Raw genomic sequence first — 17,462 nt, 5'->3', positions numbered from 1 at the left:
CGCGCCGTGACGCGCGGTGCGCATTACGCGCGGGTAGGGTCAGCGCCTGCGCCGCACGCCGGCGCCCAGGCTGCCGATCAGCAGCAGGGTGAGGGCAATCTCGATGAAGGCCAGCCAGCGATCGCCCGTGGAACTCCACGCTTCCGATACGCCGTGGCAGAAATAGAACAGCGCGAGGATCCCCACCCACAGCAGGGCGCGGGCCACGTTGGGCAGCGACAGGAGCGGCAGGAGCAGCGGCGGAACGGTGAGCGCAAAGGCGACCCATGTCGGTATGGATACCGGCGGATACATGGTGTACCAGAGCACCTGCACCAGGAGCAGGCCCGCCCAGGCGAACAGGCCCGTGCGCTGCATGGCGGTCACGCGGGCGTGCCCAGCCGGCGGGCCACGTCGGCCAGCCGTTTGCCCAGGGCGCGCGCGAGTTCGCGCTCGTGATCGCTGATGGCGTTGTCGCCCCGTGGACCTGCCACGTGGCTGGCGCCGTAGGGGGTGCCGCCCGTGACCGTGCTGCTGAGCGCGGGCTCGGTGTACGGGATGCCGAGGATCAGCATGCCGTGGTGGAGCAGTGGCACCGCCATCGACAGCAGCGTGGCTTCCTGGCCGCCGTGCATCGTGCTGGTGGAGGTGAACAGGGCGGCGGGCTTGCCGGCCAGTGCCCCGGAGGCCCACTCCGCCCCCGTGGTGTCCAGGAAATACTTGAGCGGGGCGGCCATGTTTCCGAAGCGGGTGGGACTGCCCATGGCCAGTGCCACGCACTCGCCGAGGTCGGCACGCGTGACGTAGGGCGCGCCTTCCTCCGGCTCCGGCGGCATGGCGGTCTCGGTGACCGGAGCCACCGGAGGCACCTGGCGGAGCCGCGCGCGCATGCCGGGAACCTCCTCCACGCCGCGCGCGACGAACCGGGCAAGCTGGGCGGTGTGCCCATAGCGGCTGTAGTAGAGTACGAGGACGTCGTGGGACATGGATGGGTGCCTTTGCGAAGGCCCTTAGTCTCGCAGAACTGCCACGCGTTCCCAATCGTTCGGGACGTAAGATGAGGATGGACATGCCGCTGCGCATCGACCGCGACCGCGCGCTGAGTTTCATGCGCTTCACCTGGCTGCGCTTCGTCGACGACAAGTGCTTCGAGACGGCCGGTGCCCTTTCCTACACCACCCTGGTGTCGCTGGTGCCGCTCACCGTGGCGGTGTTCGCCGTGCTCTCCGCGTTCCCCGTGTTCGCGGAATGGCGAGGATCCCTGGCCAATTACGCGTTCCAGAATTTCGTGCCCGCCACGGGCATGAAGATCCAGGAATACATGCTGGCCTTCGCCGACAAGGCCAGCCAGCTCACGGGTATTTCCATCCTCGTGATGCTGTTCAGCGCCGTGTCGATGATGATCAGCATCGAGGACCGCCTCAATCGCATCTGGCGTGTGCGCAAGCCCCGCGGATGGACGTCGCGTGTGCTGCTGTATTGGGCCGCACTGACGTTGGGCCCCATCCTCGTCGTGGGCGGGCTGGCGTTGTCCTCTTATATTGCGGCGTTCCCCTTGCTGCACCAGGCCGCCGATCAGATCGCTACGCAAAGCCGCCTGATCAACTTCCTTCCCTTCGGCATCACCTTCATCACGCTGGTGCTCATGTACACGATGGTGCCGAACCGGCGGGTGTCGTGGCGTCACGCGGCGGTGGGTGCGTTGCTCGGGGCCATCCTCTTCGAGCTTGCGCGCGGAGGCTTCGCGGCGTTCATCCGCAACTCGCCGAACTACGAGGAAATCTACGGCGCCCTCGCGGCCATCCCGATCTTCCTGCTCTGGATCTATCTGTCGTGGATCATCGTGATCCTGGGCGCGTCCATTTCGGCATCCATCTCGGCGTTCGAGTACACGGTACCGCACGAGGCCTTGCCGGAAGGCGCGGAGTTCATCGGACTGCTGGTGGTGCTCCAGCACTTCGTCGGTGCCCAGCGCACGGGTGAAAGCGTGGACCCGGCCATGATCCGGCTGCGCGAGCCTTACCTGCCCTCGAGCGCCATCGCATGTTATTTCGACGACCTTCAGCGGGCCGACATGATCCAGCGCTGCGAGTCCGGCGGCTGGATGCTCAGCCGCAGTCTCGACGCCACCGAGTTGCTGCGGGTGTACCGTTGCACGCAGTACCGGCTTCCGCTGGCCCCGCGTTCGGAGGTGCAGCGGCTCGGTATCAACTTGCCCCCGGAGCTCCTGGGTTTGTTGGACAATCTGGCCGAAGCGCTCGACGCCACGCTTGGCGCGCGCCTCGACAAGCTGTTCCCGCCCCCGCCGGTTCCCGTCCCCACCGAGGATACCCCCGCATGATCCGCCGCTTCCTCGCCGCCGCCGCATTGGCCATGGCCCTGCCCATCGCCGCTGCCCCGGCCGCGAATCCCGAACTCAAGGTCACCACGTTGGACGGCAAGCCGTTCGATCTCGCCGCACAGCGCGGCAAGTGGGTGGTGGTGAATTACTGGGCGACATGGTGCGTGCCCTGCATCAAGGAAATGCCCGACATCTCCGCGTTCGTGAAAAGCCGCAAGGATGTTGCGGCCATCGGCCTGGCCTTCGAGGACACCGAGAAGAAGGACATCGAGGCGTTCCTGCGCAAGCACCCGGTGGATTACCCCATCGCGCAGGTGGACGTCACGGAGCCGCCGAAGGATTTCGACCCGCCGAAGGGTCTGCCCACCACCTACCTGATCGCGCCGGATGGCCACGTCGCCCATCGCTTCGTGGGCCCGGTCGACGCCGCCAAGCTCAACGCGGCCATCGCCAAGGGGTCATGACATGAAAGCCGCGCGCTTCATCGTGAGGGGCAGGGTGCAGGGCGTCTTCTTCCGCGCGTCGGCGCGCGAGCATGCCTTGGCGTTGCGGCTTGACGGACACGCGCGGAACCTGGGCGACGGCAGTGTCGAAGTCGTGGTTCAAGGCGACGCTGCCGCCATCGACAGGATGGAAACCTGGTTGCACGATGGCCCGCCATCGGCCGAAGTCACCGAGCTGTATCGCGAAGACCTGGGTGTGCACGACGTGCTGCCCGGCTTCCGGGTCGTGGGTTAGAAAGTTGTAGGAGCCGCCATGGCGGCGAGCGAAACGTGCCGCACCATGGCAGGATTTCCTCGCCGCTATACGACTCCTGCACAGAAGCCCGGCGGCGCAGCGCACTCAGTCCGTCGGCCCCGATGCATTCGCCGGGCGGGCCAGCAGGGTTGCCGGAATGGTCTCGCCGTCCGAGAGCGTGAAGGTCACGACGATCTTGTCGCCAGGCTTCACCGCCTGTTTCGGTTGCATCAGCATCACGTGGTAGCCACCCGGTGCGAACGCGAGGGAGCCCTTCGCCGGGAGCGGCACGCTGTCGACCATCTCCATGCGACCCATGCCGCCATCCGTGCTGCTGCGATGGATCATCGCGTTACCGTACTGCGGGCTCGCAGCACCTACGATGGACAGTGCGCGATCGGAGCGATTCTCGAACGTGACGTATCCGCCGGCGGGCAGGTTGCCCGGCAGCACGCGTACCCATCCGCTCTTCGCCTCGACGGCCGGCTTATCGGCTGCGTGCGCGGCGCCGCCGATGGACAGGATCAACGCGAGGGCGAGGGAACGGGCCATCATGAGCGTGTCTCCAGCGAAGTGAGCAGGTGCAGGTCGTGGACGATATCGTCCTGGGATGCCGACGGTGTCGCGAGCAGCCGAGCCTTGCCTTCCGCATCGAAGAAGTAGATCGCGGAGCTGTGGCTGACTTCGTAATTGCCGTCGCCGCGGTCGGGTTCGCGGGTGAAGGCGGAACGGTAGCGCTTGGCCAGGGCTTCCACGGCTGCCTGCGAACCGACCAGGCCCACCGCGCGCTTGTCGAACGCGTTGACATAGGCATGCATCACGGCCGGCGTGTCGCGAGCCGGATCGACGCTGACGAAGAGGATGCGCACGTTCTCGGCTGCGGGACCGAGGCGGTCGAGTATCACGTGCAACTGCGTAAGCGTCAGCGGACAAACGTCCGGACAGTGCGTGTAGCCGAAATACATGACCGCGACCTTGCCTTTGTAGTCGGCTCCGGTCACCGGATTGCCGTTGTCGTCGGTCAGCTTGAAGTCGAGGTCGGGGAGATGGCCCGATACGTCGTTCAGCCGCCACTCGGGCTGCGCTTCGCGCTGGCACGCGGCGAGCGAAGCCACCGCAGCGGCGGTCAGCAGGACCATGAGGGCCCGACGGAAGATGGATGGCGTCATGCGAGTCTCCACGAGATATCCTGCGCAGGATACGCCACCCTGCCTGCCCGAAGGCGCGCACACAGAGGAATCCCAGCGCATGCGACAACCTGTCAGCACGGCCACCGCCATCGTCGTCGGTCTCGCGGGCGCGTCGGCGGTCGCCCTGGGCGCATTCGGCGCGCACGCGCTGCGCGGCAGCCTGGACGCGGCGGCCATGGCCACATGGCATACCGGCGTCGAATACCACTTCTGGCATGCGCTGGCCTTGTTGGTGGCGGCGGTCGGGCTGCGCGAAGGGCGGGCACGAAGCGTCGCGATCGGTGCGTTCGCTGCCGGCATCGTTCTTTTCTCGGGAAGCCTCTATGCGTTGGCGCTCGGGGCACCGCGCATGGTGGGACTGATCACGCCCGTGGGCGGCGTGGCGTTCATTGCAGGCTGGCTGGCCGTCGTTTCAGCACTCCGCCCCGGCCAGATGTAGGAGCGCGCCCTGCGCGCGACGGCTTTTCGCGTCGATCATCAAGCGTGCGCGCCAGCTCCAGGCCACGGCTCCAAAATATGTCGCGCGCAGGGCGCGCTCCTACAAAACAGCGTCGCTCACTCGTCCGGGTCTTCCACCGGATCGACCTTGCGTGCCTTAAGGCGCCCTGCGCGGCGCAGCGCGTCGCGCAACACGTATTCGATCTGCGCGTTGAGCGAGCGCAGTTCGTCCTCCGACCATGCCTGCATGGCTTCGAGCACGGCCGCACTGATACGCAGCGGGTATGCTTTTTTCTCGGCCGCCACGCGGGACTCAGCTGTAGAGGCTGCCGGCGTTGACCACCGGTTGCGTGGCGCGGTCGCCGCAGAGGACCACCAGCAGGTTGGACACCATGGCGGCCTTCCGTTCCTCGTCGAGTTCCACGACGCCTTCGGCGCGGAGCCTGTCGAGCGCCAGGGCCACCATGCCCACCGCACCTTCCACGATGCGCTCCCGTGCGGCGACGATGGCGCTCGCCTGTTGCCGCTGCAACATGGCCTGGGCAATTTCCTGTGCGTAGGCAAGGTGACTGATGCGCGATTCGATCACCTGCACGCCGGCCTTCTGCAGTCGTTCCTCGATCTCCTGGCGCAGATGATTGTTCACCTCCTCGCCATGGCTGCGCAGCGAGGGCTTGGCGTCGTCGTGTGCGTCGTACGCATAGCTCTGCGCCATCTGCCGGAGGGCCGATTCGCTCTGGATCTGCACGAAGTTCTCGTAGTCGTCGACGCAGAACACGGCTTCCGCGGTATCCACCACCTGCCAGACGACGATGGCCGCGATCTCGATGGGATTACCATCGCTGTCGTTCACCTTCAGCCGGCTGCTTTCGAAGTTGCGCACGCGCAGGCTTACCGGACGGCGGGAATAGAACGGGTTCGTCCAGCGCAGGCCCTCGCGACGCTCGGTGCCCGCGTATTTGCCGAACAACTGCATCACCTGACCCTGGTTCGGCTGAACCTGAAAGAAGCCCTTGGCAAGAAAGGCGAAGACGGGCACGAGTGCGACGCTGGCGGCCGCCAGGGGGCTGCCGTCATGGGCGACCTGGCCAAGAACGGCGCCGGAGATGAGAACGATCAGGACAATGAAACCGAGAAGGGCAGGAATGCCCGGAAGGGAGGCGGCGGCGCGCTCGTTCATGACGATGGACCCCTGGTTGGTTGAAAAAAGATATCACTTTGATATCAGATTTCAACTGCCTCGATTACGGAGCGTCCCGTCCCGCCGGCATCACAGGCCCATCGCTGGGTGCGGGCATGTCCATCAGGTTCGACGACGGAATGGCCCGGTCGATCCGGATCCGGGTGAGCGCGTTTATCGCCGAGAAGAACCGCCAGGGTTCGCCGCTGCCGGTGCCGAGCGCGATATGCGTGGAATCGAAGCGCCGCTGCGCCGAGTCGAAGCTGACCCAGCGGTTGTTTATCCATGCCTGGGTCCAGGCATGTGGCACGAACACACGTGTCGCGCCGCCCATGCGCTCCGCGTACACGATGCCGGTGACCACGCGTGCGGGAATGCCGAGGGCGCGCGCCATGGCCGTCAGGAGTACGGCATGTTCGGTGCAGTCGCCGCGGCGTGTGGAGACAGTTTCGAGGGCCGAAGCGTAGCCGACGTCCAGGCCCTTGGCGTCGATGTAGTCGGAAAGGAACGAGCGCAGGCGTCGCATGCGCTGCAGATCCGTGGATGCATCGCCGGCCGCGCGACGCGCCAGCGCCACCACCTCCGGGCTTTCCGACTGCACCCAGGCGTTCGGCGCCGTGTCCTCGGGAAGCGGGCCCGGCTCGTCGCTATGGCGCATGCCGAAGCCCACGTCCACGATGTACACGCCATCGCCCAGCGAGCGCACCACCTGCTCGTCGGTGTCGACGAAGGGATTGGCACCGGAATCGGAACCACGCACGGTGATGGTGTAGCGCACGGGCGCTATCCGCAGCGCGGCCACCATCGGCCGCGGCGAGGTGATCATCGCGGCGCGAAGCAGGTCGATGTCCTGGTCGGGCGCCTGCGCGCAGGCGGCGCTGCACGAGGCCATTTCCAACCGGAAGCCTAGCAGGGGCGCGAGGCTACGGCGGATGAAGCCCTCGTTGTCCACCCAGATGTCCACGGCCCGGTCGGGCCCCGCCCCGGCGATCGACTGCCGCAGGTGGTGCAGGGTCTCCCTGCGATCGTCGGGCATGACCACCACTTCGTCGCCGAGCACCTGCACGTCGACGTTGGCGACCTGCTGCCGTACCGAATCGAAATTGCGCAGCCGGTAGGTGGTGCCGGCCTTGAAGCCGTTCGCCACCATGGCCAGCCGCTGCCCTTCGGCGAGTGTGGCGCCGGTCGGCCAGATCAGCAGGTTGATCTTCGACTGGCCACCGACGGTGTTGGCCACCTGGAACAGACCGTCGTCACGGACCTCGCCGGTGGCGAGGTTTTCCTGCGACGACATGCGTGTGCTGGCGTAGAACGCCAGGGGGGCGCCGGCCGGGGACTCGGTGGAGCGGAGTTCCGTGCGCAACGTCATCGGCGTGCGCGAGCGGGTCATGCGGAAGTCCAGGACCTGCCAGGTGACCACCTTGTCCGGCTGCACCTGGCGGTCGATGTGCAGGCTTCCGACCTTGCGGCCGTCCAACAACACGGTCATCCAGCGATCTTCCGCCATGGAAACGGCAGGAACAGCGCACAGTACGGCGAGGACGGCAAGAAAGCGTCTCATGAGCGTACTTCCGGATTGTTGGGGACGCCGCCATCACAGCACGTTCGTGGCGCCAGTCAAGTGCCACATTCGGGGAAGGCAGGAGGCGTCAGGGCTTGTTCCGGGGCGGCGTCACGGGCTGGGACCTGTTCGGCTCCCGCGGCGGCGTTCGCAGCACAGGCTCCTGTCGCATGAATGGTATGCCTCCGACGGGAGCAACCCGGTCGATCCGGATATTCCCCAAAGACGCCATGGCCGAGAAAAAGCGCCAGGGATCGCCATCGCCGACCCCTAGTGCGATGTGGGTGGCATCGAATCGCCGTTGTGCCGAGTCGAAACTCACCCAGCGATCGTCGATCCACGACTGCACCCACGTGTGTGGGACGAAAACGCGCGAAGCACCGGCGAACCGGTCGGAATAGACGAGCCCCGTGACGATGCGCGTGGGGATGTGCAGCGAGCGTCCCAGCGCGGCGAGGAGCACGGCATGTTCGGTGCAGTCTCCACGGCGCGTCTCGAGGGTTTCGAGTGCCGAGGCGTAGCCCACGTCGAGGCCTGTCTGGTCGACGTAGTCGCTCAGGAAGCTCCGCAGCCGGCGCATGCGCTGGAGATCGTTCGATGCGCCGCCCGCGACCTTCTCCGCCAGGGCATGTATCTCTGGGGCGTTCGACTGCACCCAGGGATTGGGCGCGATGTCTTCCGCTGTCGGTCGAGCTTCGCCATGCGCCTGCGCGTCGCCGATCGTCACGTCGTAGACGCCCTGCCGCACCCGTGTTACCTGCTGCTCGTCGGTCGTAGCCAGAGGGGAATGCGCGTCGCCTTCGATACCGATGGTGTAACGCAGTGGAAGCACGCGAAGGCTGCCCATCGCGCGTGGCGCCTGCACCATCGACGAACGAAGGACATCGAGATCCTGGTCCGGCGCGTTCGCGCATGCCTCGTCGCAGGCAACGGTTTCCATCCGCAGGCCGAGCATCGGCGATAGCGTCTTGCGCGGATTGCCGTTGTCGTCCACCCACAGGTCGATGCGGCGGGTGCTGTCCGATCCCACGAGACCCTGCCGTAGATGGTGTAACGTTTCGTTCCCGCCAGGAAGCTCGACGACTTCGTCGCCGACCACCTCGACGTCGAGGTTCGCCACCTGTTGTTTCGTCGCATCGAAGTTCCGCACCTTGTATCGCGTTCCTGGTGCAAATCCGTGCGCGACGATGGTCAGCCGTTGCCCTTCGGCCAGGGCCGCCCCCTTTGGCCATGTCAGGAGACCCACAGACGATCGCCCACCGACGGTCGTGCTGACCTGGAACCTGCCATCGTCGCGTCGGTGTCCTTCAGTGCGTGTTTCCTGCCCGGAAGACCGGCTGCTGGCAGTGAAGGCATCCGGCTTCCCCACTGCCGTTTCGGTTGCCGCCACTTCGCTGTGTACGACGAGAGGGGTCTTCCCGCGATTGATCCGGAGATCGATCGTCTGGGTGGTGACGACGCTGTCGTCTTGCCGGTGCCGCTCTACGAGCATCTTCCCGATCTTGCGCCCGTCGAGCGTCACGGACATCCACGTTTCGGTCGCGGTCGCCTGGGCGACGCCCAGGAATGACAAGAGGGAAACGACGGCGATCCTGCGTCTCATGGAAAACTCCCCGGGGCCAACCCCAACCATATGAGGTCATCTGCGGGTATACGTCAATGCCAGGATACGATCCGGTGTGCGCGGGCAGGATAGAATCGCTCCCATCGCCTGCGAGGACGCTTTTCGTGAAAACTTTCGGCACGCCGCATTCCCCTACGGCCTTCAAGGTCCTTCTGCTCGGTTCGGGCGAACTCGGCAAGGAAGTGGCCATCGAACTGCAGCGCTTCGCCGTCGAGGTAGTGGCGGTGGACCGCTACGCGAACGCGCCGGCCATGCAGGTGGCCCATCGCAGCCACGTCATCGACATGCTGGACGGCGCGGCGTTGCGTGCACTCATCGAGCAGGAGAAGCCGGACCTCGTGGTGCCCGAGGTGGAAGCCATCCACACGCCGACGCTGGTCGAGATGGAGAAGGAAGGGGTCAAGGTGATCCCCACCGCGCGCGCGGCATGGCTCACGATGGACCGCGAGGGCATCCGCCGCCTCGCCGCGGAAGAACTCGGCCTGCCCACGTCGCCGTATCGCTTCTGCGACGACCGCGAGAGCTTTCTTGCCGCCGTCGCCGCACTGGGCACGCCCTGTGTCGTCAAGCCGGTGATGAGCTCGTCAGGGAAGGGACAGAGCGTGGTGCGGCACATCGAGGAAGCGGGGGCCGCGTGGGATTACGCCCAATCGGGTGGCCGGGCAGGGCGTGGGCGCGTCATCGTGGAGGGGTTCGTCGACTTCGATTACGAGATCACCCTGCTTACGGTTCGCCACCGCGACGGCGTGTCGTTCTGCGCGCCGATCGGGCATCGCCAGGAGGACGGCGATTACCGCGAATCGTGGCAGCCGCAACCGATGAGCGATGCCGCTCTGGCGTCCGCCCGGCGCCAGGCCGACGCGATCACCGCCGCCTTGGGCGGGCGCGGCGTCTTCGGCGTGGAATTCTTTGTGCGTGGCGACGAGGTGATCTTCTCGGAAGTGAGCCCGCGGCCGCACGACACCGGGCTCGTGACGCTGATCTCTCAGGACCTTTCGGAATTCGCGCTGCACGCTCGCGCGATCCTCGGCTTGCCCGTGCCCGACATCCACCTGTTCGCGCCCGCCGCGTCCTGCGCCGTGCTGGTCGATGGCGAAGGCACGGCGCCGAGGTATCACGGCGTTGCGGAAGCCCTGGCCGAGACTGGCACCATGCTTCGCATCTTCGGCAAACCGGAGGTTCGTGGCCGGCGGCGCATGGCCGTGACGCTGGCACGTGCCGCCACGGTGGAGGAGGCGCTCGCGAAAGCCACGCGCGCGGCCAGCCGTATCCGCGTGGAGCTGTGAGGGGCCTACAACGACCGTTCACGCCCCAATGTTAAGCTGCACCGCTCCTATGGACGATTCAACCCCATGAGCGGACGCAGAGATTCCAACGACCGCGAGCCCCGCGGTCGCACCGAACCCACCCTGGGCCGGCTCGACGACCTCGACAAGCCGGCTTCGCCGATCGACGACGGGCTGCCGCACATCGTCGTGGACGCTCCCCGCCGCCGTACGCCGCCGCCGCCGGCATCGCCCCGTGGGCCGCGCAAGCGCGGGTGGCTCATTCCTGTCCTCGTGCTGGTGCTGATCGGCGCAGTCACGGGCTTGTGGTTGCAGCAGGACCGCCTGCGCAACATGATGCCCGCCACCGAACTCAACGACACGCTGGCGCAGGCCAACCGCGCGCTCGACGAAGGCCGCCTGGACGGCACGAACGGCGACAGTGCGCGCGAACTGTTCGAAAAGGCGCGCGACCAGCAGCCCGACAGCGATCAGGCACGCGACGGCTTGCGCCGCGTCGGTCTGGCCGAGGTGGCCAGGGCCGACGCCGCACTGACGGCGGGGAATCTCGACCAGGCCGAGGCCGCGCTCAATGTCGCCCGCGAACTTCTGGGCGGTGGAGCCGACGTGGAGCGGCTGTCGCAGAGACTTTCCCAGGCCCGTAATCCGGAAGCGCGCACCGAAACGCTGATCGATCAGGCGCAGCAGGCGCTGGCCGCCGGGCGCCTGGATGGCGACGACGGTGCGGGAGCGCTGTATCGCCGTGTGCTCGATGCCGACAAGACCAACGCCGTGGCCGCGCGCGGGCTCGACAAGGTGGGCGACGCACTGGCCGCCCAGGCTCGCCAGGCGATCGCCGCCAACGACAAGGAAAAGGCGAACGCCATCGTCGACCGCATCGCCATCCTCGTCCCCCGCTACGGCGATCTCCCTTCCTTGCGTGCGGCATTGGCGGAAACGAAGAAGCAGGACGGCCAGGCCGTTGCCATGCTGATCCAGCAGGGCAACGAAGCCCTGCGCGCAGGACGATTCGTCGGCGACGGCGAGGACAATGCGCTGTCGCGCTTCCAGGCGGCACTCGCGGCCGATCCCGACAATGCCGAGGCGAAGGCTGGGGTGGGGCGGGTCGCGCAGGCGCTGATCGTGCAGGCGAACGCGGCCATCGACAGCGAGGACGACGATCAGGCCACGCGGTTGCTCGACCGCGCGGCGAAGCTCGCCCCCAAGTCGGCGGAGCTGGCCGCGGCCCGTGCGCGCATCGCCGGTGGCGACCGGCATCCGGCCGCCGGCGGCGGCGATGCGAACGCCAGCGGTGGCGACGACGCGATTCCCGAGGCCTCGATGGCCGTGAGCCCGGAGCAGAAGGCGAAGGTGGCCGATCTCGTCCGGCGCGCGCAGGCCGCCGCCGCGCGGGGCGACATCATGGATCCTCCCGGCGACAGTGCCTACGACCTGTACCGCAACGCCTTGGCCATCGACGGAAACGATCCAGCGGCACGCGCGGGGCTGCAGGGCCTCCCCACCCAGGTGGAAAAGCAGATGCAGCAGGCCGTGGCGAACGGCAACGTGCAGCGCGCCGAAAACCTCTACGGCACGCTGTCCGACCTGGCCCCGGGCGATGCCACCCAGGGCGAGGCACGCCACCGGCTCGGCAGCGCCTGGATCGACAACGCGTTGCAGCGCGCGGCGCAAGGCGACCGCCAGGGCGCGTTCCAGGCGCTCGACCGTGCCCGCCGCTACGCGCCGGACGACCCCCGCCTGCAGAGCGCGTACGAGCGCATCGCGACGGGGCGTTGAACACGGGCATGACGGTTCTGGTGATCGGAGCATCGGGGCAGATAGGACAATTCCTCCTGCCTCGCCTGACTGACGCCGGCTTCGATTACCTGGCGCTGAGCCGTCAGGCGACGGGAAGCGATCCTCGCTGGATACGCGGCGGTCTTCCCGATGCCATGCCCGACCTTCCTCCGCTGCGTGCGGTGATCAGCCTTGGTCCGCTCGATCACCTGGCGCCGTGGCTTGCGGCCACGCGGCTTGCCGGAACGCCGCACCTCGTGGCCACCTCGTCGATGAGCGCGGAGACTAAGCGCGACTCGGCGGTCCCCGCGGAGCGCGACCTGTCGCGCCGGCTGCGCGATGCCGAAACCACCCTGGTCGCCACCTGCGCGTCTCGCGGCATGCCGTGGACCCTGCTGCGACCGACCCTGATCTATGGAGCCGGCGTCGACAAGAGCCTCACCCCGATCGTGAACGCCGCCTTGCGCCGCAAGGTGTTCCCTCTGCCAGCGGGACGTGGGCTCCGGCAGCCGGTGCATGCCGACGACATCGCGGCGGCCGTCGTCGCCGCGCTCGGCTCGCCGTTCGCCCGTGGCAAGACCTTCCCGATCGGCGGGGGCGAGCGCATGAAGGCGCGGGAGATGTTCCGGCGCGCACGGCGCAGTGCCGGCGGCGCCACCCTGCCATTGCCGATCCCCCGGCTGGCCCTGCGCCTCGCCACACTCGTCGTCCCCGCGCTGCGCGGACCGGTGGAGCGGCTCGACGACGACCTTGTCGCCGACAACGGAGAACTGGAGCGCATCCTGGGCATTCACCCGCGCTCTTTCAGACCCTCCCCGGACACGTGGCGGCCGCTCACCTGAGCCCGGTCGCCATACCCTTGCCAGCATCCGTTCAGATGGCTGCCGGGAAAGTGCCCCTATCATCTCCGCACGTCTTCTCCCCCAGGACTCCTCCGCGTTGGCCTTCCTGAATCGTCTCGGCTCCCTCCTGCGCGCCAGCTGGCCCTGGCTGCGCGTCCCCTTCTGGCTGGTGATGGGCCTCGTCTTCGGCTTCCTGCTGCCGTACACACTGGTGCTGAATTCGCGCCTGCAGAGCCGCTTCAGCGACCTCGTATTCGCCGTGCCGACGCGGGTGTATGCGCGGCCGCTGCCGCTGGCCCAGGGCGTGCCTATGACGCCGGCGGCGCTCGAACTGGAACTCACCTTCGCGGGCTACACCACTGAAGGGGGTGGCAAGATCCAGGGCAGCTATTCCAAGAACGGCTCCCGGTTCCTCATTGCCTCGCATGGTTACGCGGGACCGGACGGCGGCGAGCTGCCGCATCGCATCCGCGTCGCGCTGTCCGGCGGACAAGTGGCGTCGGTAGTCGACGACACGAACGACAAGCCCATCAAGGCGATTCACCTCGATCCCGCGCGCATCGCCACGCTTTACGGTGCACAGCAGGAAGAGCGCCGGATCGTGCGTCTCGAGAATGTGCCGCCGCTGCTCGTGCAGGGCCTGCAGGCCGTGGAAGACCGCGACTTCAAGAACCACATCGGTCTCGACTTCTCCGCCATCCTGCGCGCGTCCTTCGCGAACCTGCGCGCCGGGCATACGGTGCAGGGCGGCTCCACGCTCACCCAGCAGCTGGTACGCAACCTCTTCCTCGACCGCAGCCAGAACATGCTGCGCAAGGTGAACGAGGCCATCCTCTCGCTGCTCATGGAAGCGCACTACTCGAAGGGACGCATCCTCGAGGCCTATGTGAACGAGGTGTTCCTCGGACAGCAGGGCAACCAGGCCGTGCATGGGTTCGCGGCCGGCGGCGAGTTCTTCTTCGGACGCCGCCTCGAAGATCTTCGCCCGCAGGAGATCGCCCTGCTCATTGGACTGGTGAAGGGCCCCAGCTACTACGATCCGCGCCGCTATCCGGAGCGCGCGCTGGCGCGCCGCAACCTCGTGCTGCAGCAGTTCCACGACACGGGCCTGCTCGACGACGCGCAGACGAAGGCGGCGCAAGCGACGCCGCTCGGCATCGCGGCGAACGCGCAGTTGCCGCACAACCGTTTCCCGGCGTTCATGCAGCTGGTCCGCTCGCAGATCACAGCCGATTTCGACGAGGCGGCGCTGCGCGACGGCAGCCTTTCCATCTTCACGACGCTGGACCCCGCGGCCCAGCTCTACACCGAGCAGGCGATCCTCACTACCGCGAAGGCGTTGGGCAAGCGCGGCGCGGCGGCGCAGGCGGCGGCGGTGGTCACCGATACCACCAACGGCAGCGTGCTGGCCGTGGTCGGCTCGCGCGATCCGGGCGACCAGGGTTTCAACCGTGCTCTCGACGCGCGTCGGCCCATCGGTTCGCTGGTGAAACCGTTCGTTTACCTCGTGGCGCTGGCGCAGCCGTCGCGGTGGTCGCTGTCATCCATTCTGGACGACACCCCGATCAACATGCGCCAGCCCGACGGCACACCGTGGACGCCGCAGAATGACGATCGCCAGATCCACGGCCAGGTGCCCATGCTCGACGCGCTGGTGCATTCGTGGAACCTGGCCACGGTGAACCTGGGTTTGCAGGTGGGCGTGCCGCGCATCAAGGGCTTCCTTGAATCCTTCGGACTGGAGAACGTGAATCCCAGCCCGTCGCTGCTCCTCGGCGCGGTGGATCTGTCGCCCTTGCAGGTCGCGCAGCTTTACGAATACATCGCCGCCGACGGCCACGCGCTGCCCCTGGTGGCGGTACGCGGCGTCATGGACGCCAAGGGCCAGGCGATCAAGCGCTACGAGGTGAAGGGCGGTGAGGGCGAGTATCAGACCGCGGCACGGCTCACCACGTGGGCCATGCAGCAGGTGGTGAACAGCGGTACCGCCGCGGCCATCGGCAACTCCGGCCTTTCCTGGCTGCATGCGGCCGGCAAGACCGGCACCAGCGACAGCCAACGCGACAGCTGGTTCGCGGGCTTCACGGGCGACCGCCTCGCCATCGTCTGGATGGGCCGCGACGACAACAAGCCGACAGGGCTCTACGGCGCCACCGGCAGCATGCGCGTGTGGCAGGAATTGTTCCGCAAGATGCCCACGCGCCCGCTGCCCACCACGCTGGGCGACGGCCTGGAAATGGCCTATGTGAATCCGCAGAGCGGCAAGCGCACCGACCCCTCCTGTGAGGGTGCGCGGCAGTTCCCCTTTGTGTCGGGTTACGTGCCCGAAGCGGAAGAGGGCTGTTTCTGGCAGCGATTCAAGGGTATGTTCGGCGGCGACGCCGAGCCTGAAGTGCCGGCGTCCCCGGTACCCAGTAATCCTACGGATTGACCATGCATCGCCTTCGTCTTTGTGCCATCGCCGCCGTTACGCTCGTCGCCGCCTGCAGCCAGCCTGCGCCGCCGCAGGCCACCCGCCCCAGCAAGCCCACTTACGACATCGTGGCCCAGGTTCGCGCCGCGGGCGAAAGGGAGAAATCCGCCATCGAGGTCGCGCCGCTGCGCGATCCGGGCGTGCAGGGCCTGGAGCAGGCCGCCCGGGCGGACGAACGCGCGGGCAAGTACGACGAGGCCGACGCGAAGCTGCTGCAGGCGCTGAAGCTGGCGCCTGAAGCCCCGGAACTCATCCAGGACCGCGCCGAGATTGCCATTCGCCGGCAGGATTACCCGCTGGCCGAGCAACTTTCGAAGCAGTCGTTCGAGATGGGCCCGAAGTCGGGCAGCCTGTGCGCGCGCAACTGGCAGACCGTGGTGGAAATGCGGCTCCAGGCCGGCGACACCAACGGCGCGAACGCCGCGCGCGGTGCGCTGGCGAAGTGCCACATCGCGGGGCCGAATCGGTTCTGAATCCACGCAGGTCTCGACGGAAGTGGACCATGGTAGGAGCGCGCCCTGCGCGCGACAGCTCTTGGGGCCGTGAGTAACAGGCCCTGTTGCTCCTCGCGAAAGACTGTCGCGCGCAAGGCGCGCTCCTACGGGATTGCAGTGCGGCGGGCCGTCAGAGGGCGCGAATCACCCGTCCGTGCTCATGCACGGTATCCACCAGCACCTTCACGTTCTCCGGATTCACCTCCGGCGTGATGCCATGGCCGAGGTTGAAGACGTGACCCGGATGGTTGCCGAAGGCGTCGAGCACGGCGCGCGCCTCACGCGCCACGACCTCCGGCGACGCCAGCAGCACCGCCGGATCGAGATTGCCCTGTAGCGCGACGCGGTCGCCCACGCGGCGGCGGGCTTCGCCGATGTCGAGCGTCCAGTCGACCCCAAGGCCGGCACAGCCGGTATCGGCGAGTGCTTCCAACTGGCCGCCCGCGCCTTTCGAGAAGAGAATCACGGGCAGGTCGCGGCTGGCCGCGTCGGTTTTCAGCACCTCGACCACCTGCGCCATGTAACGCAGGGAGAATTCGCGGAAGGGCCCCGGGCCCAACAGGCCGCCCCAGGTGTCGAAGATCATGAGGGCCTGGGCACCGGCATGGGCCTGGGCGACAAGATAGGCGGCGACGGCGCGAGCGATCGTATCCAGCAGTCGGTGGGCGAGCGCGGGCTGGTCCCACGCCAGCGCCTTCACCCGCGCGAAGTCGCGCGAGCCTTGCCCCTCCACCATGTAGCAGGCGAGTGTCCACGGACTGCCGGAGAATCCGATCAACGGCACGCGGCCGTCCAGTTCCCGGCGGATCAGGCGCACCGCGTCCATCACGTAGCGCAGTTCGCCGTCCATGTCGGGCACGGTAAGTGCCTCGATGGCGGCCGCGTCGCGCAACGGGCGCGCGAACCGCGGGCCCTCGCCCTGTGCGAACGACAGCCCGAGGCCCATCGCGTCAGGGATGGTGAGGATGTCGGAGAACAGGATGGCGGCATCCAGTTCGAACCGTTCCAGTGGCTGCAACGTGACCTCGCACGCGTACTCCGGATTCGTCGCCAGCCCCATGAAGCTGCCTGCGCGGGCACGCGTGGCCCGGTATTCCGGCAGATAGCGGCCGGCTTGCCGCATGACCCAGATGGGCGTGGTGTCGGTGGGTTGGCGGCGCAGCGCGCGAAGGAAGCGGTCGTTGCGGAGTTCAGCGGCCATGCGCCGACTCCTGTCCCTGGCTGAACATCACTTTGAAGCCTTTCTTGATCTGAGCGTCGCGCGCTTTGGTGAACGCGGCCAGCGCGGCGTCGCGGTCGACGAAGACCTCGCGCTTGAGCATGGCCTTGCCGCCCTGCACGCCGCTCTCGCGGTACAGGGTCCAGCCGCCGAGCAGGTCCTGCTCGAGCGTGATCTGCACGTACCGGGGCGACTCCGCCCCCGCTTCGGGCATGGTTTGCAGGTAGATCCGCATCAGCGATCCGTGACAGGCGCAGGGCCGATCATTGTAGGGCCTTTACCAAGAGGTTGCTCTGCCTCGACCCTCACGGTCAGTCGGCT

19 protein-coding genes are annotated in these 17,462 nt (G+C 67.3%); 9 read left to right on the top strand and 10 right to left on the bottom strand.

The genetic code is table 11. The features are described 5' to 3' along the window. Positions 1–39 precede the first annotated feature (39 nt). Positions 40–357, bottom strand: coding sequence for a DUF2069 domain-containing protein (locus HBF26_RS10210; protein WP_167126498.1), 318 nt, complete (start codon positions 355–357; stop codon positions 40–42). 5 nt (positions 358–362) lie between these two features. Next, positions 363–965: an NAD(P)H:quinone oxidoreductase gene (wrbA, locus tag HBF26_RS10205; RefSeq protein WP_167125674.1), complete on the bottom strand. Its 603-nt coding sequence runs from the start codon at positions 963–965 to the stop codon at positions 363–365. 83 nt (positions 966–1,048) lie between these two features. Between wrbA and HBF26_RS10200 the strand changes: the two genes are divergently transcribed. From HBF26_RS10200 to HBF26_RS10190, 3 genes are read left to right on the top strand one after another with little or no spacing between them, the layout of a single operon-like run. Continuing rightward, complete coding sequence (locus tag HBF26_RS10200; RefSeq protein ID WP_167125672.1) at positions 1,049–2,320, top strand: YihY family inner membrane protein; 1,272 nt, start codon at positions 1,049–1,051, stop codon at positions 2,318–2,320. Continuing rightward, entirely contained in the window at positions 2,317–2,784 is a 468-nt protein-coding gene (locus tag HBF26_RS10195) for a TlpA family protein disulfide reductase (RefSeq protein ID WP_167022334.1), read from the top strand. Before HBF26_RS10200 ends, HBF26_RS10195 begins: the two co-directional genes overlap by 4 nt. Before the next feature lies 1 nt (position 2,785). Continuing rightward, positions 2,786–3,058 carry an acylphosphatase gene (locus HBF26_RS10190; protein ID WP_167125670.1) on the top strand — a complete coding sequence of 91 codons (273 nt, stop codon included), beginning with the start codon at positions 2,786–2,788 and terminating at the stop codon, positions 3,056–3,058. A 105-nt stretch (positions 3,059–3,163) separates the two neighbouring features. Here HBF26_RS10190 and HBF26_RS10185 read toward each other — a convergent pair whose 3' ends face one another. Together HBF26_RS10185 and HBF26_RS10180 are read right to left on the bottom strand one after the other, a co-directional pair. Beyond that, positions 3,164–3,613 (bottom strand): copper chaperone PCu(A)C, encoded by a 450-nt coding sequence (locus HBF26_RS10185; RefSeq protein ID WP_167125669.1) that lies wholly within the window; start codon positions 3,611–3,613, stop codon positions 3,164–3,166. After that, the gene (locus tag HBF26_RS10180; RefSeq protein ID WP_167125668.1) at positions 3,610–4,227 is read right to left on the bottom strand and encodes an SCO family protein; all 618 of its coding nucleotides are present in this window, start codon (positions 4,225–4,227) and stop codon (positions 3,610–3,612) included. The genes HBF26_RS10185 and HBF26_RS10180 overlap by 4 nt, the downstream gene beginning before the upstream one ends. 79 nt (positions 4,228–4,306) lie before the next feature. On the opposite strand from HBF26_RS10180, the gene HBF26_RS10175 reads away from it, so the two are divergent. Beyond that, a complete protein-coding gene (locus tag HBF26_RS10175; protein WP_167125667.1) occupies positions 4,307–4,687 on the top strand; it encodes a DUF423 domain-containing protein in 381 nt (126 codons plus the stop codon). Between the two features lie 116 nt (positions 4,688–4,803). Here the strand turns inward: HBF26_RS10175 and HBF26_RS10170 are convergent, their stop codons facing one another. The 4 genes from HBF26_RS10170 to HBF26_RS10155 form a co-directional block, all read right to left on the bottom strand. Further along, the gene (locus HBF26_RS10170; protein ID WP_167125666.1) at positions 4,804–4,992 is read right to left on the bottom strand and encodes an Arc family DNA binding domain-containing protein; all 189 of its coding nucleotides are present in this window, start codon (positions 4,990–4,992) and stop codon (positions 4,804–4,806) included. A gap of 7 nt (positions 4,993–4,999) precedes the next feature. Next, complete coding sequence (locus tag HBF26_RS10165) at positions 5,000–5,866, bottom strand: SPFH domain-containing protein (RefSeq protein WP_167125662.1); 867 nt, start codon at positions 5,864–5,866, stop codon at positions 5,000–5,002. Between the two features lie 64 nt (positions 5,867–5,930). Continuing rightward, positions 5,931–7,427 carry a transglutaminase-like domain-containing protein gene (locus tag HBF26_RS10160; protein WP_167125660.1) on the bottom strand — a complete coding sequence of 499 codons (1,497 nt, stop codon included), beginning with the start codon at positions 7,425–7,427 and terminating at the stop codon, positions 5,931–5,933. A gap of 88 nt (positions 7,428–7,515) precedes the next feature. After that, the gene (locus HBF26_RS10155; protein WP_167125657.1) at positions 7,516–9,030 is read right to left on the bottom strand and encodes a transglutaminase-like domain-containing protein; all 1,515 of its coding nucleotides are present in this window, start codon (positions 9,028–9,030) and stop codon (positions 7,516–7,518) included. A 125-nt stretch (positions 9,031–9,155) separates the two neighbouring features. On the opposite strand from HBF26_RS10155, the gene purT reads away from it, so the two are divergent. The 5 genes from purT (at position 9,156) to HBF26_RS10130 (ending at position 15,901) form a co-directional block, all read left to right on the top strand. Next, positions 9,156–10,337, top strand: coding sequence for a formate-dependent phosphoribosylglycinamide formyltransferase (gene purT / locus HBF26_RS10150; protein WP_167125655.1), 1,182 nt, complete (start codon positions 9,156–9,158; stop codon positions 10,335–10,337). A 66-nt stretch (positions 10,338–10,403) separates the two neighbouring features. Further along, complete coding sequence (locus tag HBF26_RS10145; protein WP_167125653.1) at positions 10,404–12,113, top strand: hypothetical protein; 1,710 nt, start codon at positions 10,404–10,406, stop codon at positions 12,111–12,113. Positions 12,114–12,121: 8 nt separating this feature from the next. After that, complete coding sequence (locus HBF26_RS10140; protein WP_167125651.1) at positions 12,122–12,955, top strand: SDR family oxidoreductase; 834 nt, start codon at positions 12,122–12,124, stop codon at positions 12,953–12,955. Positions 12,956–13,052: 97 nt separating this feature from the next. Next, entirely contained in the window at positions 13,053–15,386 is a 2,334-nt protein-coding gene (gene mrcB / locus HBF26_RS10135; RefSeq protein WP_167125649.1) for a penicillin-binding protein 1B, read from the top strand. A 2-nt stretch (positions 15,387–15,388) separates the two neighbouring features. Continuing rightward, complete coding sequence (locus HBF26_RS10130; RefSeq protein WP_167125647.1) at positions 15,389–15,901, top strand: tetratricopeptide repeat protein; 513 nt, start codon at positions 15,389–15,391, stop codon at positions 15,899–15,901. Positions 15,902–16,052: 151 nt separating this feature from the next. Here the strand turns inward: HBF26_RS10130 and hemE are convergent, their stop codons facing one another. Then, on the bottom strand, positions 16,053–17,123 hold the full coding sequence (gene hemE, locus HBF26_RS10125; RefSeq protein WP_167125645.1) for a uroporphyrinogen decarboxylase: 1,071 nt from the start codon (positions 17,121–17,123) through the stop codon (positions 16,053–16,055). Continuing rightward, complete coding sequence (locus HBF26_RS10120; protein WP_167022376.1) at positions 17,113–17,376, bottom strand: WGR domain-containing protein; 264 nt, start codon at positions 17,374–17,376, stop codon at positions 17,113–17,115. The genes hemE and HBF26_RS10120 overlap by 11 nt, the downstream gene beginning before the upstream one ends. Between the last annotated feature and the right edge of the window lie 86 nt (positions 17,377–17,462).

Origin of the sequence: Luteibacter jiangsuensis, assembly GCF_011742555.1 — a bacterium.
Classification (GTDB): domain Bacteria; phylum Pseudomonadota; class Gammaproteobacteria; order Xanthomonadales; family Rhodanobacteraceae; genus Luteibacter; species Luteibacter jiangsuensis.
Note: the sequence above shows the minus strand (reverse complement) of the source record. Positions and strands in the feature narration are given on the sequence as shown.

Excerpts from the sequence above, each read along its gene's own strand:
- HBF26_RS10160 (WP_167125660.1), bottom strand. The coding sequence starts at position 7,427 with ATGAGACGCTTTCTTGCCGTCCTCGCCGTACTGTGCGCTGTTCCTGCC.
- hemE (WP_167125645.1), bottom strand. The coding sequence starts at position 17,123 with ATGGCCGCTGAACTCCGCAACGACCGCTTCCTTCGCGCGCTGCGCCGC.
- HBF26_RS10210 (WP_167126498.1), bottom strand. The coding sequence starts at position 357 with ATGCAGCGCACGGGCCTGTTCGCCTGGGCGGGCCTGCTCCTGGTGCAG.
- HBF26_RS10165 (WP_167125662.1), bottom strand. The coding sequence starts at position 5,866 with ATGAACGAGCGCGCCGCCGCCTCCCTTCCGGGCATTCCTGCCCTTCTC.
- HBF26_RS10120 (WP_167022376.1), bottom strand. The coding sequence starts at position 17,376 with ATGCGGATCTACCTGCAAACCATGCCCGAAGCGGGGGCGGAGTCGCCC.
- HBF26_RS10200 (WP_167125672.1), top strand. The coding sequence starts at position 1,049 with ATGCCGCTGCGCATCGACCGCGACCGCGCGCTGAGTTTCATGCGCTTC.
- HBF26_RS10180 (WP_167125668.1), bottom strand. The coding sequence starts at position 4,227 with ATGACGCCATCCATCTTCCGTCGGGCCCTCATGGTCCTGCTGACCGCC.
- HBF26_RS10185 (WP_167125669.1), bottom strand. The coding sequence starts at position 3,613 with ATGATGGCCCGTTCCCTCGCCCTCGCGTTGATCCTGTCCATCGGCGGC.
- HBF26_RS10175 (WP_167125667.1), top strand. The coding sequence starts at position 4,307 with ATGCGACAACCTGTCAGCACGGCCACCGCCATCGTCGTCGGTCTCGCG.
- HBF26_RS10145 (WP_167125653.1), top strand. The coding sequence starts at position 10,404 with ATGAGCGGACGCAGAGATTCCAACGACCGCGAGCCCCGCGGTCGCACC.
- HBF26_RS10155 (WP_167125657.1), bottom strand. The coding sequence starts at position 9,030 with ATGAGACGCAGGATCGCCGTCGTTTCCCTCTTGTCATTCCTGGGCGTC.
- HBF26_RS10130 (WP_167125647.1), top strand. The coding sequence starts at position 15,389 with ATGCATCGCCTTCGTCTTTGTGCCATCGCCGCCGTTACGCTCGTCGCC.
- HBF26_RS10195 (WP_167022334.1), top strand. The coding sequence starts at position 2,317 with ATGATCCGCCGCTTCCTCGCCGCCGCCGCATTGGCCATGGCCCTGCCC.
- HBF26_RS10190 (WP_167125670.1), top strand. The coding sequence starts at position 2,786 with ATGAAAGCCGCGCGCTTCATCGTGAGGGGCAGGGTGCAGGGCGTCTTC.
- wrbA (WP_167125674.1), bottom strand. The coding sequence starts at position 965 with ATGTCCCACGACGTCCTCGTACTCTACTACAGCCGCTATGGGCACACC.
- HBF26_RS10140 (WP_167125651.1), top strand. The coding sequence starts at position 12,122 with ATGACGGTTCTGGTGATCGGAGCATCGGGGCAGATAGGACAATTCCTC.